The sequence below is a fragment of the Methylomonas koyamae genome, assembly GCF_019669905.1.
Taxonomy (GTDB): domain Bacteria; phylum Pseudomonadota; class Gammaproteobacteria; order Methylococcales; family Methylomonadaceae; genus Methylomonas; species Methylomonas koyamae.
Map to the genome: position 1 here is coordinate 2,219,326 of NZ_AP019777.1, position 25,211 is coordinate 2,244,536.

Annotated in this window: 10 protein-coding genes and 2 riboswitches; of the genes, 6 read left to right on the forward strand and 4 right to left on the reverse strand. The window is 58.6% G+C overall.

Annotation, left to right across the window (positions count from 1 at the left end; all coding sequences use genetic code 11):
* Positions 1-59 precede the first annotated feature (59 nt).
* On the reverse strand, positions 60-1,733 hold the full coding sequence (locus MKFW12EY_RS10300) for a formate--tetrahydrofolate ligase (protein ID WP_221054488.1): 1,674 nt from the start codon (positions 1,731-1,733) through the stop codon (positions 60-62).
* A gap of 220 nt (positions 1,734-1,953) precedes the next feature.
* Positions 1,954-2,631, reverse strand: a complete 678-nt coding sequence (rpiA, locus tag MKFW12EY_RS10305) for a ribose-5-phosphate isomerase RpiA (RefSeq protein ID WP_221054489.1) — start codon at positions 2,629-2,631, stop codon at positions 1,954-1,956.
* 152 nt (positions 2,632-2,783) lie between these two features.
* On the opposite strand from rpiA, the gene ilvA reads away from it, so the two are divergent.
* Positions 2,784-4,307, forward strand: coding sequence for a threonine ammonia-lyase, biosynthetic (gene ilvA, locus MKFW12EY_RS10310; protein ID WP_221054490.1), 1,524 nt, complete (start codon positions 2,784-2,786; stop codon positions 4,305-4,307).
* Positions 4,308-4,377: 70 nt separating this feature from the next.
* Positions 4,378-5,160, forward strand: a complete 783-nt coding sequence (gene ppk2 / locus MKFW12EY_RS10315; protein ID WP_064021484.1) for a polyphosphate kinase 2 — start codon at positions 4,378-4,380, stop codon at positions 5,158-5,160.
* Positions 5,161-5,529: 369 nt separating this feature from the next.
* Here ppk2 and MKFW12EY_RS10320 read toward each other — a convergent pair whose 3' ends face one another.
* The gene (locus MKFW12EY_RS10320) at positions 5,530-7,782 is read right to left on the reverse strand and encodes a hypothetical protein (protein ID WP_221054491.1); all 2,253 of its coding nucleotides are present in this window, start codon (positions 7,780-7,782) and stop codon (positions 5,530-5,532) included.
* A gap of 55 nt (positions 7,783-7,837) precedes the next feature.
* Positions 7,838-8,968: a hypothetical protein gene (locus MKFW12EY_RS10325; protein WP_221054492.1), complete on the reverse strand. Its 1,131-nt coding sequence runs from the start codon at positions 8,966-8,968 to the stop codon at positions 7,838-7,840.
* 457 nt (positions 8,969-9,425) lie between these two features.
* A riboswitch (cyclic di-GMP riboswitch) is annotated at positions 9,426-9,507 on the forward strand.
* 76 nt (positions 9,508-9,583) lie between these two features.
* Between MKFW12EY_RS10325 and MKFW12EY_RS10330 the strand changes: the two genes are divergently transcribed.
* From MKFW12EY_RS10330 to MKFW12EY_RS10345, 4 genes are all read left to right on the forward strand, one after another.
* Positions 9,584-10,318, forward strand: coding sequence for a PEP-CTERM sorting domain-containing protein (locus MKFW12EY_RS10330; RefSeq protein ID WP_157199315.1), 735 nt, complete (start codon positions 9,584-9,586; stop codon positions 10,316-10,318).
* A 66-nt stretch (positions 10,319-10,384) separates the two neighbouring features.
* On the forward strand, positions 10,385-11,989 hold the full coding sequence (locus MKFW12EY_RS10335) for a hypothetical protein (RefSeq protein WP_157199314.1): 1,605 nt from the start codon (positions 10,385-10,387) through the stop codon (positions 11,987-11,989).
* A 426-nt stretch (positions 11,990-12,415) separates the two neighbouring features.
* On the forward strand, positions 12,416-14,077 hold the full coding sequence (locus MKFW12EY_RS10340; RefSeq protein WP_082409765.1) for a ShlB/FhaC/HecB family hemolysin secretion/activation protein: 1,662 nt from the start codon (positions 12,416-12,418) through the stop codon (positions 14,075-14,077).
* 662 nt (positions 14,078-14,739) lie between these two features.
* A riboswitch (cyclic di-GMP riboswitch) is annotated at positions 14,740-14,817 on the forward strand.
* 40 nt (positions 14,818-14,857) lie between these two features.
* Positions 14,858-24,955, forward strand: coding sequence for a filamentous haemagglutinin family protein (locus tag MKFW12EY_RS10345; protein ID WP_221054493.1), 10,098 nt, complete (start codon positions 14,858-14,860; stop codon positions 24,953-24,955).
* The last annotated feature ends 256 nt before the right edge of the window (positions 24,956-25,211 follow it).

Genomic DNA, 25,211 nt, shown 5'->3' on the forward strand with positions numbered 1-25,211 from the left:
GCATAGCCGGATAGTGCGCAGCCGTCGCCAGCCGGCCCGCACTGACCGATTCGCCACGGCTAGAACAAACCGCTGATCACGCCGTTGTCGTCGATATCGATCCGTTCCGCAGCCGGGACTTTCGGCAAGCCCGGCATCGTCATCATGTCGCCGGCGATGGCAACGATAAAGCCGGCGCCGTTGGCCAGCCGCACTTCGCTGATTTCGACCGTGTGGCCGCTGGGTGCGCCTTTGGCGTTGGCGTTGGTCGAGAACGACATTTGGGTCTTGGCCATGCAGATCGGGAAATGGCCGTAGTTGGCTTGCAAGGCTTTGATTTCGCCCATCACTTTCGGACTGGCGCTGACTTTGCCCGCGCCGTACAGCTTGGTGGCAATCGCTTCGATTTTGCCCCACAACGGCAGTTCGTCGTTGTAGACATAGCTGAAACCCGGTTCGCGCCGGTCGACGATGTTCAATACTTCGCGGGCTAAATTTTCCGCGCCGGCGCCGCCATGGGCCCAGTGTTTGGCGACCACGCATTTAGCGCCCAAAGCCTCGCACTTGGCTTTCAGCAGCTCGATTTCGGCGTCGGTATCGAAGGTGAAATGGTTGATGCTGACCACGCAAGGCAGGCCGTAGTGGTTTTGGATGTTGCTCAGATGGCGTTCCAGATTGGCGAAGCCTTTTTCCAAGGCTTCCAGGTTTTCCTGGTTGAGTTCGTCCTTGGCGACGCCGCCGTGGAATTTCAACGCCCGCACCGTGGCGACCAATACCACCGCCGACGGCTTCAGGCCGGACATCCGGCATTTGATGTCCAAGAATTTCTCGGCGCCCAAATCGGCGCCGAAACCGGCTTCTGTCACCGCATAATCGGCCAGTTTTAACGCGGTTTTGGTCGCGGTGACGGTGTTGCAACCGTGGGCGATGTTGGCGAACGGGCCGCCGTGGATAATGGCCAAATTGTTTTCCAGGGTTTGTACCAGATTCGGCTTGATCGCGTCTTTCAACACCGCCGCCATCGCGCCGTGCGCCTTTAAGTCGCTGGCATAAACCGGAGTGACTTTGTCGGACTTGTAACCGATGACGATGCGGCCCAGCCGCTCCTTCAAATCGGCGCGGCTGCTGGCCAGACACAAAATCGCCATGACTTCGGAAGCGACGACGATGTCGAAGCCGTCTTCGCGCAGATAACCGTTGGCGGCACCGCCCATACCGACCACGATCTTGCGCAACGCTCTGTCGTTCATGTCGACGACGCGTTTCCATTGGATGCGGCGCGGGTCGATGTCCAGCTTGTTGCCGTGGTTGATGTGGTTGTCGATCAAGGCCGACAACAGATTATGCGCGACGCCGATGGCGTGGAAGTCGCCGGTGAAATGCAAGTTGATATCTTCCATCGGTACCACTTGGGCATAACCGCCGCCGGCCGCGCCGCCTTTAACGCCGAAGCAGGGGCCCAATGAAGGCTCGCGCAGGCAGATGATGGTTTTCTTGCCGATCCGGTTCAATGCATCGCCCAGACCGACCGTGGTAGTAGTCTTGCCTTCGCCGGCCGGAGTCGGCGAAATGGCCGTGACCAGAATCAGTTTGCCGTCGGGTTGATCGGCCAGACTGTTGACGTATTCCAACGATATTTTTGCTTTGTAATGGCCGTAGGGATCGAGATGCTCGGCGGGGATGCCGAACGCTTCCCCGGCCAAATCGATAATAGGGCGCATTTTTGCCTGTTGGGCAATTTCAATGTCTGACATGTTTTCCGGTTCCTGAAATACTTTGGGATGCAATGGTGAAACGGGTTGGAACGGCCGAGCGCGTCTGCCGTTGCAAATGGCGGATATTTTAGGGTTTAACGGCGGAAGCCGCCAAAAATATTGAGGTTTATCGGTTTTTGCGGGGCGGTGGATTATGCGGTAAAACGGGCGGCGAACCCGCCGCGCCGATGCGGCGGCGAGTTCGCGCCGAATAAAGCGCTTAGTAACTGATGACTTCGCTACCCTTGCCGACCAAGACCACGTCGGCGTCGCGCATCGCGAACAGGCCGTTGGTGATGACGCCGGGGATGTTGTTGATCGCTTGTTCGGTACCGATCGGGTCGACGATGCTCATGTTATGCACGTCCAGAATCTCGCAGCCGTTGTCGGTGATGTACGGCTGGCCGGTTTCCTTGTTCATCCGCAAGATCGGTTGGCCGCCCAGTTTGACCAATTGGCGGGCGACGAAGCTGCGCGACAACGGCAGTACTTCCACCGGCAGCGGGAATTTGCCCATCACGTCGACGCATTTGGTTTCGTCGACGATGCAGACGAACTTCTTGCTGGCGCCCGCGATGATTTTTTCCCGGGTCAGCGCGCCGCCGCCGCCTTTCAGCATTTTGCGGTGCGGGGTAACTTCGTCGGCGCCGTCGACGTAAATGTCCAGGTCGCCGCTATCGTTCAATTCGATGACTTTGATGCCGATCGATCTGAGGTGCTCGGTGGTTTTGATCGAGCTGGACACGGCGGCTTCGATATCGTTTTTGAAGTCGCAATCGGCCAATTGGTTGATCAAATGCGTCACCGTCGAGCCGGTGCCCATGCCGATGATCGGTACGTTTTTCAGGTATTGCAATGCGGCGGCGGCGACTTGTTTTTTTAATTCGTCTTGAGTCATGTGTGATGGTCCTGATGGTTATGCTCTTATGAATCCTGACGCGGCTTTCAACCCGTCATTGTATGGGATAATACCCGATTAACGCTGATCGCTCAGCAGTTTTTAAGGCCAGGAATGCTGTGTGCGACAGGACGCTCGTACCGAGGATAGCGATGCTGAATTACATAGAAAAAATATTGCGGGCCCGGGTTTACGACGTGGCGGAAGAAACCCCGCTGGACTACGCGCCGACCTTGTCCGAGCGGGTCAACAACCGGGTTTATTTGAAACGCGAAGACCTGCAACCGGTGTTTTCGTTCAAGCTGCGCGGCGCTTACAACAAGATTGCGTCATTGACGCCGGAGCAAACCGCCAATGGCGTGATCGCCGCCTCGGCCGGCAACCATGCCCAGGGTGTGGCGTTGGCGGCCAAGCGGCTCGGCATCAAGGCCTTGATCGTGATGCCGAAAACCACACCGGAAATCAAAGTCAAATCGGTCAAGGCGCGAGGCGCCAAAGCCGTGTTGCACGGCGACTCCTACGACGATGCCTACGCCCATGCCATGGAATTGGCTGCGGAAAAGGGCATGACCTTTATTCATCCCTACGATGATCCGGACGTGATCGCCGGCCAGGGTACCGTGGCGATGGAAATTCTGCGCCAGTACAACGGCGACATTCACGCCATCTTCGTGCCGGTCGGCGGCGGCGGTTTGATTGCCGGCATCGCCGCTTACGTCAAATTCGTCCGGCCGGAGATTAAAGTTATCGCCGTCGAGCCCGACGATGCCGATTGCTTGAACCAGGCGTTACGCGCCGGCGAGCGGGTGGTGTTGGCGCAGGTCGGATTGTTCGCCGACGGCGTCGCGGTCAAGCAAATCGGCGCGGAGCCGTTTAGGATCGCCCGCCAGTGGGTAGACGAAGTGGTCACGGTCGGTACCGACGAAATCTGCGCCGCGATCAAAGACATTTTCGACGACACCCGTTCGGTGGCCGAGCCGGCCGGCGCTTTGGCCGTGGCCGGCTTGAAGAAATACGCCGAACGCCACGGCTTGCAGCAGCAAACTCTGATTGCCATCGACAGCGGCGCCAACATCAATTTCGACCGGCTGCGTTACGTCGCCGAGCGAACCCAGGTCGGCGAACACCGCGAAATTCTGTTGGCGGTGGCGATTCCGGAACTGCCGGGCAGTTTTCTCAAGTTTTGCCGGGCGCTCGGCAAACGCAACATCACCGAGTTCAACTACCGTTATTTCGACCCGGCGATGGCGCAGGTCTTCGTCGGCATCAGCAGCAGCGGCGCCGAAGCCGACCACCGGCAACTGGTGGAACATCTGGCCGCAGAAGGCTTCGCCGTAACCGATATGACCGGCAACGAGCTGGCCAAGGACCATATCCGTTACATGGTCGGCGGCCATGCGCCGTACGATGTCAAAGAGCGGGTCTACAGCCTGCAATTTCCGGAACGGCCCGGCGCGTTATTGAAATTCCTGATGGCACTGGGCAGCCAATGGAATATCAGCCTGTTCCATTACCGCAACCATGGCGCGGCATTCGGCAAGGTGTTGATCGGCTTGCAGCTCGGAGATGCGGAATCGGTGCATTTCGAACAATGTCTGAACGCGTTACAACTGGTTTACCGTCGCGAGACCGATAATCCGGCTTACCGCTTGTTTGCCGGCGGCGCGTCGGCTTAGCCCGTTTCGGCAAAAATCCGCGGGCGTGCTATTTTCCAGTGGATACTTAAACCCGGAACAGGCGGCGGACATGAGCAAAAAACACCCGGAACAAGCCGAAAAACCCGATTACAAGGACGTGCTGCAGCAACTACAGGTCGAATTGGTCAAGCTGCAAAACCACATCATCAAGCACGGCGACAAGATCTTGATTTTATTCGAGGGGCGCGACGCCGGCGGCAAGGACGGCACCATCAAGCGCATCATCCAACATCTAAGCCCGCGCGAGATTCGCGTAGTCGCGCTGGGCAAGCCTTCGGACCGCGACAATAGCACTTGGTATTTTCAACGCTATACCGCGCATTTGCCGGCGGCGCAGGAGCTGGTGTTGTTCAACCGCAGTTGGTACAACCGGGCCGGAGTGGAGCGGGTCATGGGCTTTTGTTCGGACAACGAATACCACGAGTTCATCGAAACGGTTTCGCATTACGAGCAACTGCTGGTGCGCTCCGGCATCAAGTTGCTGAAGTATTATCTGGATATCAGCAAGGGCGAGCAGAAAAAGCGCTTGGCGCAACGCCAGCAAGACCCGTTAAAGCAATGGAAAATCAGCCCTATCGACAAGGAAGCGCAAAAGCACTGGCAAGCCTACAGCGAGGCGCGCAACATCATGTTCGCCAGAACTCACCATTTATCGGCGCCGTGGACCATCGTCAAAGCCGACGACAAAAAACTGGCCCGAATCAATCTGATCAAGGATCTGTTGTTTCGGCTGGATTACAAAGGCAAGAACGAAGCCTTGGTATTGCCCGATGCGAATATCGTGTTCAGCTACGAGGAAAGCTATTTGCACAACGGCATGATCGCGCCGTGAGCGGGGGCTTCGGTTAAGGCGAACTGGCCAATCGACTTTTTGGGTTCTCCGGCTCCCATTTATGCGATTCGGGTACGGTCCTTCGCTCATCAGTCATAAATCAAGTCTCGTCATGCCCGCAGGATGAGGGCATCCAGCGCCATGGACGGTAGCTTCAAACTATCCTTCTAACCTGGATTCGCTTAGCGGTCTACGGCTCCGGCACAAATCGGTCTGGAACGGATTGCATTACACGAAAAGGGTGTCAGGCAGGTCAGCCTGACATGAATCCCTGCCGGAATGACGGTTACCAAACAAAGATGTGTATAAGGACGAGCGGTTACGCATTCCCACGCCGGAGCGTGGGAACGAGGTTAAACGGCCTGCGCGCTATTTTTTCGTGTCCGCGGGTTTGGCCGGAGCCGGGGTGGCGGGCTCGGTGTTGGCCGGTTCGGCCTTAGTTTGTGCTTCAGCCGCTGCCGGCGGCGTTTCCGGTTTTGGCCCGATGTAGCCCTTATGCCAGGCAAACGCCGCACCGGCCAGCAAGGCCAGTAGTAGCAATACACTCGGCCACGGGCTTTTTTTCTCGCCGAACGGATCGGCTAGTTGCCGTTCCGCGTCTTTCGGCAGTTTGGCGACATCGGTCAGCAAATGGCCGAACGGAATGTTGATGTAGGCCTTGGCGTTGACCGCCCAGCCGCAGGCGTCGAGCAGCGGCGCCAGGTTGCGTTGGCGCAGCTTCAGCCAGGCGATGAACATCGACGGGCCGGAAATGGCCAGCAGCACGCCGACGATTGCCAGCGGCATTTGCCACCACAGCAGCGCCATGAAACCGCTGACCACGGCGGCCAGCGCGGTGCCGATAGCGCCTATCGCCAAACCGATTGCGGCGAAAATACCGGCGAATTTGGCGACATCGAACGGCGCCGGCGGCGCTTTACCCTGTTCGGCCTGGGTTCCGGCTTCGGCGACATCTTTAAACGCGCCTTCGTGCGCGGCTTTGTCGCGGGCCGAGGCCGACTTTTCCAGTTGTTCGTTGACCATCCGGCCGACTCGTTTATACGGCGCCCAGAAGGCTTCGTGGATGCTGATCGGGTTTTCGATGATTTTGACGATGGTCGCGTCCCAATCCAGGCCGTTGCGGTCGTAAAACACGCCGTTGCGGCCGACGCGCAGATTGTCGCTGTCGCCGTCGGTGAAGGCGGCGACGATGGTCAGGCTCCCGTTTTCGCCGGCGCGGCGGCATTCGCAGTAGGCCAGGAAGATTTTGCTCAATTCGGCCAGTTTGCTGTGTTGGCCGATGTCCTCGACTTTGACGCACAACTGGCAGCTTCTGCCGTCCAGATAAAGCGTGCCGGCCTGGAAAATGGCATGCGGTTGCGGGCAATAAAAGTCGCGGAACGAAACGAAATTGTTCAGCAGCGTATACAGGTCGCGGTAGTAATGCTGCAAGCGCACCACCGAATCGATGGCCTCGGCTTCGGCTTTGAGCGCCAGGTCTTGTTCCACCAGCGCGGCCAGCGTCGCTTGGGCGCCGCTTTCCAGCAAGAATTTGATCCGCTCCGGCCCCAAACTATCGACGACCGTAGTCGGCTTTTGTTGCAACCAAGCCTGGTAATCGGCAAACAGGCCGCTGACGTCCTGCCATTGCGCATAGCTCAAACTCTCGAGTTCGCCGAGCAGCGGCTGCACGATTTGGGTTTTGAACTGGCCGACCGCCTCGCGCCAGGCCGGATTCAAGCCGGCGCTCAACGGCAGCGCGGCGCCGGCAGCGATTGCGGCTAGCGGCAGTTGCGCCAGTTCGGCGTTGGCGGCGGACAGATCGGTGCCGGCCAGTTGTTCGTAGCGGCTATCAGCCGGATTCAACAATGCAGCGGCGCCGGCGTCGAACTCGGCCAGTTGGCAGCGGGTGAAAAAATCGTCGATTTTCGGTTTCAGCTTGTCCAACAAGGCTGCCGCAGCCTCGGTGTCGGCGATTTGTTTGCGGATGCGCAAGGCTTCGGCAGCGCAGTGCTGCCACCACTCGTGGTAACTGGCGGCATCTTTAAAAAACAATTCGATCTTTTCCAGATTTATACCCGGATCGCCGCAGCGGTCGGCCACTTCGCCGCAACAGGCCATGATCTGCTCGATCAATTCGCTGCCGGCGGCGTCGGCCGCGGCTTTGGCCGGGATCACGCCGTCGCCGTTGAAGCGGGTGTCGGCGAATATTTTGGCCATGTCGGCCAGATCGTCGCTGCCGATTTCCGTAGCATCGGCCTTGCCCAGGTTTTTCAGGATTTCCTTGGCCGAGGCCAGCAATTGTTTGCCTTCCGGGTCTTGGTCGTTAATCGCCGCCAACGGCAGTACCGGTTTTTGTTGCACCAGATCGGCGGGATTTTTCAGCACCCGGCAGGCCCAACTGACCGCCGCGGTCACCTCGTGCGCCCGAATCCGGCCGTCGTGGTCGCTGTCGAGCAAATCCAGGGTGTTTTGATCGAAAAACAAGCCGTGGGTCGGGCAACTCAGCGCCGCCCACAGTTTCTGGTCCAATTCCGGCAGCGCCAGCAAATCGCTGGTCCGCTTCAACTCGACTTGATCGAAACCGCCCAATTGGGCGAAACGCCATTTATCGGCACCGGACCGGCTGGATATTTGCGGCATAAACTACCTCCTGCACTCGTTATTTTTGTTATGGGGTTCACGATTTTAGCTAGTTTTACAGGCTTAATTCGCCCGATGCAACTTGCTTAACCGGAATGCAGGCCGGGCAGGAGACTTGCAGCAATTCGCCGCTGTGGCGGTGGCGGATCGGCCGCGCCCGGCCGTCGCTTCGATTCATGGCTTGGAACAATTGGTTTTCGGCGACGATGACTTCGTGCTCGTGCTCGAACGGGTACAGCCCCGGCGCCAGACCGCCGCCGGCGATGAAATGTTCGCTATCCAGCAGCATCAGTTTGGCGTGCAGCAATTCGTGCAACAAGGCGTCGGCCGGGGCGATGCTACAGGCCGGCGTCGCCTCGCAGCCGGGATCGCCGAGCAATTGCGCGCCGAGGCGGGTATCGAAATGGATGGTGACGCTGGCAATGCCGAATTGGTTGCCAAAAGCCACGGTTTGCCAGGTGCCGGATTGGTAATTCAGCTCGATTTTTTGGCCGCGCAATTGTTCGATCAGCGCCACGGCCTCGGGATAACGCGAAAAATACTCGGCGATGGTTTGCAGATCGGCGCTCAGTGCAGCCGGGTCGCCTGATTTTTTCCGGTAGACCTGATTTAAAAACTGGGCGATGTCGGCCGCCGCTACCGAGTCGGTTTGCAAGGCGGATTGTTTTTGGCTGTAAGCGGCCAGTACTTCAGCGGCCGAAGGCGGCCGCCGCTGGCGCAAGCGGATTATGCCGTCGCCGCTATTGCCGGCAACCCCGGCTTGGACGGTCAGCGCCGGCGCTGGCAATTGCCGGCCGCCGGCCACGACCTTGACCGCTTGCAATTCGTCGGCGCCGACGCTGCGCGAGGCTGCGCTGAGGCCGATACAAAAGCTCAACACTAAACCCAATCCGCGCCGACGGTTGCCGTCCGCCCAGCCTTGCGCGCTGCGCCGGGCGTCTTCTTTTAGATACAGCGCATAGCGCTCGGCAATGGCTTGCAATTCGGCGAAGGCCGCCGGATGGGTCCGGCTCAAGTCGGCCTGGCAGACCAAGGCCGGGCGGCCGTCGATTTGGCACGGGTGCAGGAAATTGCAGTGGCTGTGTTGCAGATACCAGCGGTTCAGCGCGCCGGCCAAGTCGGATAAATCGCCGACTTGCGGCTGCGCGCCATGAAAGGCCTGGTGCAAAAGCTCGATTTCAGTCATGCCGGAAAGGTTGGATTTGGATCTGGTGGTCTGCGGCGACCCGGCGCCGGGTCTGTCAGTTCGCCACTGTAACAGCGGCGTAACTGGGCCGGCAAGCCTTGCCGCCAGATGCCGTTACCGCGGCCGGCCCAAGCCGGAAAAGCCGATTTGCCAAGCGATACAACGGCATAGCGATCCGCGGCGCGGCCGATTCAGGCTGCCGTGTAATACGTTTGTATTACGTTTCATCAAACTGTAACCGACGCGTAACGAAAAACGCCGATTTGAACTGGAATAATTCGCCGCAACTGGAACAGCGCCGCAGGGCGCGATGGTTCATCGAGTTTATGGATCGGCTAGGGATCAGGGACGGCACGCAGACGGAGCGGCGAGGGAAGAGGTTAGGGAGTAGGCAGCGGTAGCAACAACGGTAGCGGGGAGAGCGGCGCCATTTCGGTGCAAAAGTAGGACTTAGGAAGCGTGTAAAAGCCAAACCCGTCGCGAGGCGGGGACGGAAAGCCACGGATGTTGCCGCCAGGCAAGATGGCCGGGTTGTCACCTTATGTATTTATAGTTTTTTAAAACATGAGGCTAAAAATGAACAAATTCTCAAAAACTTTGGTTGCGGCCGCGCTGTTGGCCGGCGCCGGTGCGGCTAACGCGAGTATCCGTGTAAGCGGTACTACCGATGCGACCCGCGAACTGTATTTCCAAGCGTACGACAGCGTTTCCAAGCTGACTTATAGCCTGGATTTGGGTATCACGCTGGCTGATTTGATTGCCAATGTTGCCAGCGAGACATACACCGTCAACCGCGATTTGAGCAGCGATGCCAACTGGACTGCGTTGACTTCGGTGGCGAGCTACAACCCATCTAACGTGCAATACGTTTTGGCGGTGGGCCGTTCTTCGAAATTGTTCATTACTCAAAAAGAAGGCAACGCTTTACCAGCTTATGACGCGACAGCTACAGCCGCGGGCGTAGCTACCGTAATTAGCAATCACGCTCAAGAAATCAATGTTGGTTTGGTAAACGATCCTACGTTGAACGTAAGTAAGCTCGTTTCTGACACAGATCCTGCCGGTACTGGTCAATGGGCAACTGGCTTGGGTAATCTGCCTGATGATATCTGGGGCACTACCGGCGGTTCAGCGGCCGCAGTTGCATTCGGCCAAAAAGCCGATTTTTGGTACGCGCAAAGCACCAACGTAACCAAAGCCGCTGGCCAATGGCTGTTGTCCGGCAATACTCTGGAATACAAAGTATTCCCGGTAAGCCAAGTGCCGCTGCCGGGCGCAGTCTGGATGTTCGGCGCCGGCCTGATGGGCATGCTGCGTGCGACCCGCCGTAAATGGGCGGTTGCCGAGTAAGCCGCTTCACGGGCGGCGGTTCGGCCGCCGTCCGCTTTCCAGTTTTTATCCACACGAGACATGATCATGAAAAAATTAGTTTTAGGCGCGGCTATTGCCGCGGCAATGTTCGGTGCGGCGGCGCAAGCGGCGATCCCGACTATCGACCCTGCTACAACCCGCGTGTTGTACATTTCCGGGGCTTCTGCCGCGGCGACCTTCATCGACAAGCTAGTGACCTCTACTGCCGTCGATCCGACCGACCGCATTTGCGACCCGGCCAGCCAAGTCTACCGTTTCAGAGACACTGCCAACACCGAACAATTTGCGATTTACTGCAAAGCTAACAACACCGGTGCGGTCGGCGTGAAAAACCCTAACCTGCCGACCGGCACGGCTAACGCCAACTTGCTGATCTACAAACGCAACACCGGCGGATCTGGCAACGGTGTGGTGCCGGTGGCCCAAGCTACCCCACTGGCTTTTTTGAATATCTCCAGCGGTTGTACCGAAAAAAGTGCTGGTAGCTTGATTGCTCCAGCGGATATCGAGTGCACCAACATCAACAACAGCCAAATCCCGGATATGGGGTTGTCCGATGTCGACCCGATTCAGTTCAAAGGTAACAATGCCATTGACAGTACCGATGTATCTTCAACTGATGTTTCGAAATTGACTGTTAAGGCTGCTGCCGCTGTAACTTTCGGCGCGCCGGTAACTTGGGATTTGTACAGAACCCTGCAAGCCGCGCAAAAATCCACCAACGACTTGCCTTCGTCTTGCTTGATCGGGGATAGAAGTGAAGCCTGTATGCCTAGCTTGACTTCGGCACAAATCGCTTCTATTCATGCCGGTAAGTGGGCGGATTGGGATGCGTTGAAAGTAGGGAATGGCGCCAGCGCCAAAGGCTTGCACGCTTGGGCCTTGACTCAAACTACTCCGGTTTCTGCCTTTGGCGGTGGTAGCGTAACCATCTCCGATTTGGCGCCAGCTGATGCGCCGTTCCTGCACACCTGCCGCCGTGAAGTCGGTTCAGGTACCCAGGCTCAATCCAACATCATCTTCCTGGGTGATGGTTGTACAGCTGCTGCTTCATCATTAACTCCGCTAAACGCTACGGACGCCGATTTTGCTGAAGGTGATGGCATCGCGATCATTCACGCCAACGCTTCTACCGGTCGGGTCGATGCCTGCTTGCGCGACCTGCAAAACGGTAACGATGCGGTTTCCGGCTTTACCAACGATTGGGGTCACCGTTGGGCTATCGGTATTTTGTCTTTGGAAAAAGCTAACGCAGCTTACGAGTTCGTCAAAATCGACGGCGTAGCGCCGACTTTGGCTAACGTAGCCGAAGGCAAATATAAGGATTGGGCGGAAAACACCTTCCAATACCGTAACAACACTTCCTCAGCCCCGTTGGCCGGCGACAAGAAAACCCTGGCCGATGCGATCATCAAATCAGCCGGTGCGCCAACAGTGATGGCCGATTTGAACAACGGTTTCGTTCACACTTTCGGTAACGGCGCTTTCTTGGCGGTACCTTCCAACTTCGCTTCGGTTAACGGCAGCTTTGACGCGGCCAGACCGGTAAGCCCATACAGCCACGCTGTGAAAACCGGTGCTACCACCTTCGCTCCGACTAACGCTTGCCGCGTACCGACCATCTGGGGCGGCGGCGCAGGCCAGCTGTAACTGGATTTTTAAGTTAGCCGGGGCAATCCCGGCCGGAGCCAGGGACGGCTCCAAACCTGCAAAACCAGCCGTTTTCGGACGGCTGGTTTTGCTTTTTTGAGGGGGGGGCTGCTGCCCAAGGATTTCGTTACAAATAACTTCCCCCTTTGAAAAAGGGGGATCGAGGGGGATTTATAAAAAATCTCCCCCAGCCCCTCGGCAACTGCTCCATGCGTTGCTCTACCTTCTGCATCCATGCAGTCGTCTTTGTCAAAGAAGGGACAGTAATCGCGTCATTCCGAACAATTCGAATTCCGGGAAGTTATTTGCATCAATGTCCAAGCGAATGGTAACAGCGCTGTCATAAAGTTTTAACGTGGCGGCAATAGAATTTGCGGTTATCGGTTTTCAGCGGGAAAACCGGGCTTTGGGAAACGACATCGACTTATGCAGGACACCAGAACGATAGCGCGCAGGCCATGGCTCAGGCTGGTTTGCGCCACAGCAACCCTGTTGGCGGTTGCGCAGGCAAATGGAGCGGAAGTACAGACAACGGCGGCAGCGCCGGAGCAGGCCGCAACGACGCAGGGCGCGGCCGAACCGCAAGCCCCGGCAACCTTCGATTTGCTGGAATTGCGCGTCAAAGGCAGTACCTTGCTCGACAAAAAACAACTGGAACGCACCGTTTACCACTTCCTCGGCCCCAACAAGAGCATCGACAACGTCGAAGCCGCCCGCGCCGCGGTGGAAGACTTGTACCGCACTAACGGCTACCAGACCGTCGCCGTCGATATTCCGGAACAGGACGTCAAGAACGGCGTGGTCTACTTGCAAGTGGTGGAAGGCAAGGTATCGCGCTTGCGAGTCAAGGACAGTCGTTATTTTTCGCTGGGCAAGATCAAGGCCGGCGTGCCGGAATTGGCCGAAGGCAATGTGCCCAACTTCAAGGCTATGCAACAGCAATTGACGCAACTGGCCGGGCAGAGTCCGGACCGGCAGATCGTGCCGGTGTTGCGCGCCGGCGAAACCCCCGGCACGCTGGAAGTGGATTTAAACGTCAAGGACGAACTGCCGTTCCACGGCAAGGTGGAATTAAACGGCCGCAATACCTCCAGCACCTCGCGTCTGCGTTTGGTGTCGTCGCTGCGTTACGACAACCTGTGGCAGGAGATGCATAGCGCCTCGTTGATGTATCAGGTGTCGCCGGAAAACACCGCGGAAGTCGACGTTTGGGCCGGTACTTACGCCATGCCGCTGTTCGACAGCGACAGCCGGCTGGCGCTGTATGCGGTCAGTTCGTCGTCGAATGCGCAGATCGCCAATGCCGGCGCCTTGTCGGTGATCGGTATCGGTAACATCTACGGCGCCCGGCTGGTCAAGCCGTTGAAGCCGGTGGCGGACTATTTCCATACCGCGACGTTGGGCATGGACTACAAGGACTTTCAAGAAGATTTGAATCTGCTCAGCGCCGATTCGATCAAGACGCCGATCAGCTACCTGCCGTTTCTGGCCCAATACAGCGGCAGCCTGCGCGGCGCCGAATCGTTCACCAGCTTCGATCTGGGTTTGCATGTTTCCTTCCGCGGCTTGGGCAATAACCAGAAGGAATTCGAGAACAAACGCTATCTGGCCAAAGCCAATTACATGTTTTTGACCGGCGATCTGAAGTACCAGCACGACCTGCCGCTGGGAATGGAACTGTACAGCCATGTTGCGGCCCAGGTAGCCGATACGCCGCTGATCAGTAACGAGCAATTTTCGCTGGGTGGCGACGAAAGCGTGCGCGGTTATTTCGAAACCCAGGCGCTGGCCGACGATGCCGTGTTCGGTTCGGTGGAATTGCGCTCGCCGCATCTGGGGCCGAGCGATTGGGAGTTTCTAAACAAATTCAAGTTGTTGGGTTTTCTGGATGTCGGCCGCGGCTGGATCAAGAATGCGTTGCCGGGCAACGTCCGCAGCAATTTCCTCAGCGGCGGCGGCTTCGGTTTACGGTTTCAGATGTGGCGCAAACTCAGCGGCGCGCTGGATGTCGGTATTCCGCTCACGACTCTGGCGCCGGTGCAAAGCGGCGATCCGCGCGTGCATTTTAATATTGCTACCGAGTTTTAAAACAGTATTTCCCGGAGTTTTGTAATATTTCGGTAATTATTGGCGGTCTATTTTTTATATATGTTTAGCGGTTGAAGTCTGTTATGTTTTTCTAGTTTAAATATTAGATATTGTCATAATTTCGTCATAAATATTATTTAATACCTTGGTACAGTTATTAAATTGGATTGGGTATTTAAACTGTAAGGGCACAATTTTTCGAATTTCCGTGTTTTCGATCCGGCGGCTATATATGGCGCTGGTAAAGTTGAATTTAGCTTTGGTGTTGCAGGTTCCATTATTTGGAAAATAGGGTTTAGATCGGGTGTTGAATAAATCCCTGTTTTTTTTAAAGGTCCTTTAGGAGCAGGCCGTGCCTGCGACCGAAGTCGTTTGATCGCGGGCACGGCCCGCTGCTACCGTCGTTAACTTAACGACATTGGGATAAGCCGGAACGGGGTTTTAATTTTAGAAGTTTCCTGCAGAGATTTCGAATTCTCGGATTCGTAGGATTCAACTCGGGCCGGTTCGTAATATTGAGTTGATAAAAGTTGGTTTGGGCTGGCTATTCAGCCAAAACCAATCTTTTGCGGAAAACGTTTTACCGGCCTGAGAAATCGGCGCTAGGCAGAACGTCGTAAACAAAGCCGAACGAACAAGTTTCAGGCAGGTTTTTTAAATTTTATTGCAATTGCCAAACCCGTTGCGAAGCGGGGACGGAAAGCCACGGGTCTTGATGCCAAGACAGCCGGGTTGCCACCAGACCGATGGTGAACCATTTTTGATCGAGGCAACCGAGACATGGCTAAATCCGCGGCATTTCCACGGCAGACATCCTGCGAACCGTTCCGACTGAATCCTTTGGTGGCCTGCGTCCGCTTGGCGCTGACCGGCGGTATGCTGGTCGGCGGCGCCAATCCGGCTTGGGCCGAATTGCCGATTCCGGCGGCGACCTGGGTCACCAGCGGCGCAGCGACCAGCCAAGTGATCGGCAATACCCTGCGGATCGACCAGACCACCGACAAAGCGATTCTGAACTGGGACCAGTTCAACGTCGGCCGGGAAAACACCGTGCAATTCGTGCAGCCGAACAGCCAATCGATCGCGCTGAACCGGATCAACCAACACGATCCCAGTCGAATTTTCGGCCAGATCGTCGCCAACGGCCAAGTCTACCTATACAACAAAAACGGGTTCGTGTTCGGCAAGGATGCGGTGATTAATACCAACACCGTGGTCGCGACCACGTTGAACATCAGCGACGAAATATTCAACCGCGGCATTACCCGGGTATTCGACGAAAACAACAGTGCGGCATTGGCGATAGAGCCGATGGCGCCGGGCGATACCTTGGACCCGAAGACCGCGAAAATTCTGATTGAGGCCGGCGCCAAAATTTCCACCGATAACAACGGCCGCATCATCATCGTCGCGCCCGAAATCGAGAACCGCGGCACGCTGAGCGGCGGCAAGCAGGGCCAAATCATCCTGGCCGCCAGCCAGGACAAAGTCTATTTGCAAACGGCGAACAAAGACGATCCGTTCGCCGGTCTGATCGTGGAAGTGGATACCGGCGGCAAGGTCACCAACGCCACGTCCGGTAACATCAGCGTGCGCCAGGGCAACGTGACGATGGCCGGCTTCGTCGTCAATCAGCAAGGCCGGGTCAGCGCCACTACCTCGGTCAACGTCAACGGTTCGATCCGCTTGCAAGCTGCCGAAAAGAGCGGTGTGCTCGGTGCGCGTCTGGTGGCGACCCGTACCGACCGCGCGGCCGATGCCGGCGACGGACTGGGTACCAAGGCGAGCGTGACCTTCGGCGCCAACAGCAACACCGAGATTGTGGCCGACGCCGAGGGCGGCAGCGCCGCCGATGGCCAAGTGCAGCCCGATTCCTATCTGGCGGCGACGGCCAATACTATCGTGGTCGAGGGCGGCGCCAGCGTCAAAGTCCCCGGCGGTAAAGTCAACTTGACCGCGACCGACAATCTGGCCAAACCCAATTTGGGTACCAAGGGCAGCATCCGCATCGACAGCAACGCGGTCATCGACGTTTCCGGTTATAAAAACGTCGCGGTGGCGATGGAACGCAACGTCGGCGAGGTGTCGGTACAAAGCTTCGATTTACGGGATGCGCCGTTGCAGAAGTCCGGGGTATTGAAAGGCAAAACGGTTTACGTCGATTTGCGCGGCGACACCCAAATCGTCGATACCGCCGGCGCCAAGGACCGTATCAGCCGCAGTATTCAAGAACGGCTGGCCGAGGGCGGTACGATTACGCTGACCTCCGGTGGCGACATTGCCGTCAACCAAAACGCGAAGTTCGACATATCCGGCGGCTCGGTCAGTTATGCCGGCGGTTACGTCAATACCACCAAGTTAATGAACGAGTACGGCCAGATCGTCGATATCGGCGACGCCGATCCGAACGACCATTACATAGCGGTATTAGGCGTGGTCAACCAGACCCACAAAAAATGGGGCGTTGAAAAGATCTATAACTTGTTGGGAGCCGGCTCCTTCGCCCAGTTCGAACGCGGTTACAGCGAAGGCAAAAGCGCCGGCAGTCTGAACCTGCAGACGGCGCAACTGGCCTGGAACGGCGATTTGGCGGCTGGCTCCCAAGCCGGTATCTATCAGCGCGATTTGGCGAAACTGCCCGGCGCCGGCGAATTCAATATCGATTTGGCGCTGTTTTTGTCGGCGCAGGATGTTAAGTTGCAAACGGCGCCCGGCGCGGTTCGGATCGCGGCGGATCAAGACTTCCCGCTGCAAGGCAACGGCCGGCCGGCGGATTTGCTGATTTCCACCGCCAAACTGGAACAATCCGGCGTCGGCAAGTTTTCGTTAAAAACGCTGGGTAGTGCCACGGTCGGCGCGGACGTTGCCATTGCGATGCGGCCCACCGGCAGCCTGAATCTGGAAGCCGGCAGCGTTAACTTCGCCGGCGATTTCAAAGCGGCCGGCGGTAGCATTACTCTGGCGGCGTCCAACAACGCCAAGTTGCCCGGTTCCGGCGGATTGTTGTTGGCTGAGACAGCCGATTTGGACGTATCGGGATTATGGGTCAACGACCTGCAAAAAGGCTTCGATGCGGCTCCGACCGATGCGTTGGCGCTGGCCGGCGGTAAGGCCACACTCAGATCGCAAGGCGAGTTGACGGTCGCCGCCGGTTCCCGGATTCGGGCTGATGGCGGCGCCTGGTTGGCGCTGAACGGCGAGCTTAAGGCCGGCAAGGGCGGCGATATCACGTTGGCAGCCACGGCCAGCGGCTTGAGCTACCCGGTATTGAACGTGGCCGGCGACGTGTCCGCCTACGGCCTGGAACAGAACGGCAGTCTGACGTTGGAGAGCGGCAAGATCGTGGTCGGTACCCCGGCAGCCGGCGAGGCCGATCAAGCCTTTGTGGTCGGTGATGGCGGCTTCGACGCCTCGCGTTTCGCCGCATTCAATGCGGTCAATCTGGTCGCCAATACGGCCGCCGTCACCGTCAAATCCTCCACCGATCTGAATCTGCGCGCCAAAAATCTGGAATTGAATGCCGACTACCAAAACCGCGCTACCGGTGCCGAAATGCGCGGTTTCAGCCGCATCGTCGATTTGCCGGAACACATGCGCCAACCGATGGCGGTCAAGTTGCAAGGTTTTACCGAAGTGGCTTTGGAAACCGGCAGTGCGATCCGCGCCGATAAAGGTTCCAGCATCAGTCTGGTCAGCTCCGCCGGCAGCATTTACGTCGACGGCACCGTGCAAAGCGACGGCGGCAAAATCAACTTGACCGCGACCTCGGTCAACGATCAGGAATACGACGACAAGCAGGTGATCTGGTTGGGTGCGCACGCCAAATTGCTGGCGCAAGGTACCACCCGTTTGAACCCGGCCGACGTGTTCGGCCGACGCACCGGCGTGGTGTTGGACGGCGGCGAAGTCGTGTTCGATGCGTTGCGTGGGGCGGTGGTGTTGGAGAACGGCTCTTTAATCGACGTTTCCGGTACCAGCGCCGAACTGGATATCCAGCAAAAAGGCAATCCGTTGGCGAATAACTTCGCCCGGCAGCGCATTGCGTCGAATGCCGGCAAGGTTAAGGTCACCGCCGCCGAGGGCGCGGTGCTGGAAGCCGATTTCCGCGCTAACGCCGGTTCGCCGTTAGCCCACGCCGGTAAGTTGGAACTGGCGCTGGACCGTTTTCGCCGCAACCCGCCGTCTCTGCCGGAAATCCCGTTCCCCAGCAATCCGCTGGTGATTAATGTCAGCCAATCTTCCCGGCGCTCTTCGAACCAGGAGCCGGTTTACGGCGAACCCTTACCGCTGGAGCTGAACGGGCAAATGTCGCTCAGTGTCGACCGCTTCGCCGCCGGCGGCTTCAGCGATTTGAGCCTGACCGCGGACCAGGTTGTATTCCACGGCCGTGTCGAACTGCAAGCCGGCGAGCGCATCAAAATCGACGCGGCCAAGGTCAACGCAGTCGGCATCGACGGCCAGGCCGCCGACGTCGAGTTGAATACCGTATTCCTGCAAATCGGTTCGTCGTTGAACCGGACAGTGGCCGACACGGCCGACATCGGCAGCGGCCGTTTTAGCGGCAATGCGCAATGGATACAACTCAACGGCGCCACCCAATGGAATGGCTTCGAACGCATTGCGCTGAACAGCCAACACGATTTACGTGCGGTCGGCATCCGCGAATCCGGCGACCAGCGCGATTTTATCGGCGGTTTGGTGACCGCCGCCGATTTGTATTTGCAGGCTAGCCAGATTTATCCGACCACCTTGAGCAATTTCACGTTCGCGGTGAAAAACAACGCCGACGGCAAAATCGTTATCACCGGCAACAATACCGACACCGATAACACGCCGCTGTCCGCAGCCGGCCAGTTGATCTTCGATGCGCCGACGATTCGCCAGGCCGGCGCGATCAAAGCGCCGATGGGCACGATAACCCTGAAAGCCGGCCGCGAATTGACGCTGGAGCAAAACAGTCTGACTTCGGTCTCGGCCCGCAACATGAAATTCGACGCTACAAGCCAAACCTGGGTGGCCGGCGCGGATATGACGATTCCGTTCGGCGTGACCCAGGGCGGCCTGGATTGGCTGTATCCGCTGGACGACGCCGGCCGCAAGCTGGTATTCGATACTGCACCGGAAAAACGGCTGGTGTTGTCGGCGCCCGATATCGATATCAAAACCGGCAGTACGGTGGACGTAGCCGGCGGCGGCGATTTGCTGTCCTACGAGTTCCAACCCGGAGCCGGCGGTTCCTACGATTATCTGCAAGCGGGCAGCCCGTCTTATCAGGGCGGCTTTGCGGTATTGCCCAGCCTGGGTTCCGACTTGGCACCGTTCGACCATTACGAAAGCCAGTATTTGCCTTACGCCTTCGGCAGCAAGATTTATCTGGAAGGCGGCTCCGGCTTGGCGGCCGGCGAATATGTGATTTTGCCGGCACGTTATGCGCTGTTGCCCGGCGCTTATTTGGTGACGCCGCAAGCCGGTACCCTGGACTTGCCCGCCAACCAAGCCACGATAGACGGTCGGGCTATCGTACCGGGCTATGGGGTGCAGGCCGGTACCGGCATCCGCGACGCGCGCAGCAACGGTTATTTGATCGAGACCGGCGCCGACGTGCGCATGCGCTCCAGTTACGACATTCACACCGCCAACGATTTCTATCGGCAACGGGCAATCAAGAACGAACAAGCGGTGCCGCTGCTGCCGAAAGACGCCGGCCAGATTTCGTTGGTGGCGCAAAACCAATTGGTCATGGACGGCAAGTTTTTGGTCGAAGCGGCCAACGGCGGACGGGGAGCGAAGATGGATATCGCCGCCAACCGGATCAGCGTGGTCGAGCAACTCAGCCTGGCGCCGGCAGCCGGCGTGCTGGAAATATTGGACAGCGACCTCAGCGCGTTGCAGGTCGATAGCTTGTTGCTGGGCGGCGCGCGCAGCCGTAACCAAAGCAAAGCCGGCGAAACCGATATCCAGGTCACCGCCAGCGAGGTGGTGTTCGGCGAGAACGTGGATTTGAGCGGTCCGGAAATCATGGCTACCGCGACCGGTTTGATCGACGTGCGCGCCGGCGCGGTGCTGGAGGCGGATAGAGCTGCCAACAGCGGCGACAGCGTGTTGAACATCGCCGGCGACGGCGCGATTCTGCGCGTGTCCGGCGATAAGCAAGTAGTCTTCAATCGCAGCGAGACTTCGGCCGATGCGGTCAGCGGCGAACTGCGGGTTGCGGCCGGCGCTACCCTGAAATCGGCCAAATCTATGCTGTTGGGCGCGACCCGCTCCACTCAGTTGCTAGGCGAACTGGAAATGGACGGAGGTTCGTTGAACCTGACCGCCAATACCATTAACCTCGGCGAAGTCGAGGCATTGGCCGGCGCCAACGCTCTGAACTGGTCGAACCGCAAATTGTCTGCTCTGGCCGTCGACGAGTTGGTATTGACCGCGCGCGACAGCGTCGGCATCTACGGCAATCTGCATATGGTCAACGCCGACGGCTCGGCTGCGCTCGATGAGAACGGCGCCACCCGTGCGATCCATTTCGGCAGTTTGACCTTGAACGCGGCCGGCATTGCCGGATATGGCGCTAGCGGCGACCGCGCCCAATTGTCTGCCGATAGCCTGACGCTGCAAAACAGCGCCGGCGCGCAAAGTTTGCGCAGCGGCAGCGGCAGCGGCGGCTTGGCCTTAACCGCCGATAGCCTGAAAGTTGGCGACGGCAGCTTCACAATCGACGGTTTTACCGTGGTCGGCGTCGAGGCGGCTAAAGAATTTCGAGCGGCCGGCCAAGGTACGCTGAAAGTCGCTGCCGACCTGAATCTGGCCGCCGGCGTCGTGACTGCCGACGGCGGCAGCCGGATTACGCTGGATGCGGCCGGACACGACGCCGTTTTCACCGCCCTGGATAGCGACGCTGCCGTTGCCGACGGCTTGGGCGGGGCGATTCGTGCCGTTGCCGATAGCATCGACTTTAACGCCAAAGCGGTACTGGCTTCCGGCGCGCTGGAATTGCACGCCTTGACCGGCGACGTAACCATAGGCAGCGAGGCCGATATCGATCTGGCCGGCCGTAGCGTGCGTTTCGCCGACCAAAACCAATACACCGCCGGCGGCAGTTTTAAAGCCGTGGCCGACAATCGGCGGGTTGTGGTGCAACAGGGTGCCGCGATCGATGCCGACAGCGGCGGCGGTAACGCCCAAGGCGGCGATATCGTGTTAAGGGCGCCGAACCAGGCGTTGCTGTTGCAAGGTCAAATCCACGCCAACGGCGGCAGCGCCACGATTGAAGTAGACCGCTTCGATGCCAACGCCGATTTCGGCCAGTTAATGGCCATCGTCAATAATGCCGGGATCGACCGGTCCATCTACTTCCGCGTGCACAACGCCAATATCGATCAACAGGCCGGCAACGTTATCGCCGCCCGCAAGGTCACGTTGGCCAGCGATAACGGCAGCGTGAGCCTGGCCGGGACCATCGATGCCGATGCGGCCGGCAATGGCGGCGAGATCAACATTTACGCCGGCCACGGCATCGCGCTGAAAAGCGGCGCCGAGTTGTCGGCGGTAGGTATCGGCGACGGCGCCAAGGGCGGTAAGGTATTGCTGTCTTCGACCGATGCCGATAGCGACGGGATCGCTATTGCGTCCGGCGCGAACATCGACGTATCCGGCAACGGTGCGGCCGGCGGCGAGGTTACACTGCGGGCCAGACGCACAGCGGACGGTATCGATATCCAGCAGGTCGGCGGCACGGTAACCGGCTATACCAAGTTTTACGCCGAAGGCGTCCAGGTGTATGGCAATTCGGCGCTGGGCGACGACGGCGAAATCAATGCCGCCGACATCGAACAGATCAAACAGGATACCGCGGCCTATATGACGGCACAGACCATGCAAAACGTCGCCGCGCTGGCGCCGGGCTTGCAGTTGCTGGCCGGCGTCGAGATCGATTACGACGGCAATCTGGCCTTGCAAGACCGCTGGGATTTGGCCGATTGGCGCTACGGTAACCTGGCAGACGGCAACGTCTGGAACGACACGCCGGGCCGCTTGGTGATTAAAACCAGCGGCGATTTCAACGTGAACCAGTCGCTGAGCGACGGCTTCAAAACCGAGCTGTTCCGCTATCCGGCCGCGACGGGTACCGGCACTAACACCGCGCGTATCGTCGATAAATTGCAGGGCGGCGAATCTTGGTCCTACAACATCGTGGCCGGTGCGGCCGGCGGCAGCGCCGATTTCAACGCCGTTGCCGGCAGCGGTGGTTTGAATATCGCCGAAAACACCGTGATTCGCACCGGTAGCGGCGACATGTGGATCGGTGCCGCCGGCGACATCAGTTTTGCTGCCGGTTCCGCTTCGGTCTACAACGCCGGCCGGCCGACAGAAACCACGCCGTTCGGCAACTTCAAAGACCGTTTCATCGGTACCGCGTTTTATACCGAGTATCCGGTAGACGGCGGCGACCTGACCTTGGCGGCCGGCGGTAATATCAACGGTGCGGTAACCGACAACAACTTCAACAACTGGCTGCTGCGGATCGGCAACTGGACCGCGGACGGCAGCCATGCTCAGGAACGGCCCACGGCCTGGGGCGTGGCGCTGGGCTACATTACGACGGGCGGCGGCAATAACGTCGCCAAGGGCAACGCCCCGTTCTTCCAGCAAAACGTCGGCTCGTTCGGCGGCGGCAACGTCAACGTCGTCGCCGGCGGTTCGATCAGCAATCTGGACGTGATGATGCCGACCACCGGTAAGCAGGTCGGAACGCCGAACAATACCGACAACACCAATCCGAACCGGTTTTATACCAACGAAGTACAAGTCAGCGGCGGCGGCACGATGCAGGTCAATGCCGGCGCCGATATCGTCGGCGGTAACTACTATCTGGGCAAAGGCAGCGGCGCTATCGCCGCCGGCGGCAAGATCGCTGCGGCCGACGCCTCCGCCAAAGGTCCTAAGCTGTTGGTCGGCGATACCCGGATCGATGTCAGTGCCCGCGCCGGTGTGGATTTGTCCGGCGTCTCCGATCCGATGATGCTGCACAGCGGCGATGTCAACTTTTTCAGTTACAGCGCGAATAGCGGCGTCAACGTCGAATCGCTGGCCGGCGACGTGGTGTTGCATGCCGACGGCAACGTATTCGGCCCGCCGGATTCCATCGTCAGCAGTGCCCAGGCCGAACTGGCCCGGATTTATCCGGCGACCTTGAATGCCGTGGCGGTAACCGGCAGCGTGCGTATCGCCGACAAGATCGTATTGTTCCCGGCACCTGCCGCTCAGCTCGGCATTTTGGCCGGCGCAAACATCACCGCGGAGCAGGGCACGCAATTGTTCATGTCCGATTTCGACGTTAGCCTGCTGCCGACCGCGGCGTTGCCGGTGAAAAAAGACGAGGACGTGATGGCCACCATCGGCGCCAATATCGCCGAATCGCACGCGACCGAGCCGGTGCATGCCGCGGATATCTCGCCGGTACGTTTGGTCACGCGCACCGGCAATATCGAAAACATCATTTTCACGCTGCCGAAGCACGTGTTACTGAGTTCCGGTAAGGACTTGTTGGACGTTTCGGTCGCTGCTCAACACGTTGCAGCCGATACCGTATCGTTGATCGAAGCGGCGCGCGATATCCGTTACAGTTCGCTGCGCAGTCCGAATACCGGCATTCTCACCCCGAACGAGAACAAAATCGAAGTGGCCGGCGGCGGCGACGTGCTGGTCAAGGCTGGCCGCAACATCGATTTGGGGGCTTCGTCCGGGATATCTACCACCGGCAATCTGTTCAATACCAGCCTGGCCGAGCGCGGCGCGAACCTGCATATCCTGGCCGGCGCCAACGGCGAGCTGGATTACGCCGGCTTCATTACCAAGGTCATGCAGGACAATCCGCAATACGCGGCCGAGTTCCATAAAGCTAGCAGCGTGATTTTGACGTTCATGCGCCAGCATTTGCACGACGATACGCTGGATCGCGCCGCGGCATTGGCCGCGTTCGCCGAGTTGAGCAGCCGCGATTTCGTCGAGATACAACCGCAATTGAACGCCGTGTTGTTACCGGTGCTGTTCGATGAAATCAAGGCGTCCGGAACGGCATCGGCCGGCACCAGCGATCTTGGTAATCAACGCGGTTTCGATGCGATTAACGCCTTGTTTGCCGGTAGCGACTGGCAGGGCGATCTGAGCATGTTCTTCAGTAAGATCCATACGCTGGACAACGGCAACATCAATATCCTGGCGCCGGGCGGCCAAGTCAACGTCGGTTTGGCGGTGTCCTTTGCCGGCGAGAAGGACGAGTCCGAGCTGGGTATCGTGGCCTGGCGCGAAGGCGATATCAACGTCATGGTCCGCGACGATTTCTCGGTCAATACCTCGCGGGCTTTCGTATTGGACGGCGGCGATATTCTGGTGTGGTCGTCGGAAGGCAACATCGACGCCGGTCGCGGCGCCAAAACTGCGCTATCGATTCCGCCGGTCGAGCCGACCTACGATAAGAACGGCAATTTGACCAGCGAGCCGCCGGCCATCATTTCCGGTAGCGGTATCCGTACGGCGGCCAACTCGGCCGGCCGGACTCCGGGCGACGTATTCCTGTTCGCGCCGAAGGGCGTAGTCGACGCCGGCGAAGCCGGTATCGGCGGCAAGAACGTGTTCATTGCCGCGACCGCGGTGCTCGGCGCTCAGAACATTCAGGTCAGCGGCGTCGGCACCGGCGTCCCGGTCGCGGCCAGCGGCAGCGTCGCCGCCGGTTTGACCGGAACCAGCAATCTGAACGCCGGTGTCAGCCAGATGGCGGAAAGCTCGGTCAACAACGGCGTCGGCAAGGACAACGGCAACTCGATCGCCAAGGCGATACTGGGCATGCTCAGCGTCGAGTTGTTGGGCTTCGGCGATTAGCCAGCCGTAGCGGGCGGCAGCGAATCCAACCTGGAAGGATCGCTTGCAGCTACCGTCCCTGGCGCTGGATGCCCGCGTCCTGCGGGCATGACGGCACTTGACGGGTTCCCATCGCCCTCCGTGGCAACCCGTACCGAGTTGAGCGGCTGGCAGGTATTCCCACGCCGAAGCTCTAATCGTCATTCCGGCAGGGATTGCCGGAATCCAGGTTGCAAGGATAGCTTGCAGCTACCGTCCCGAGTTGACTGGCCGGTAG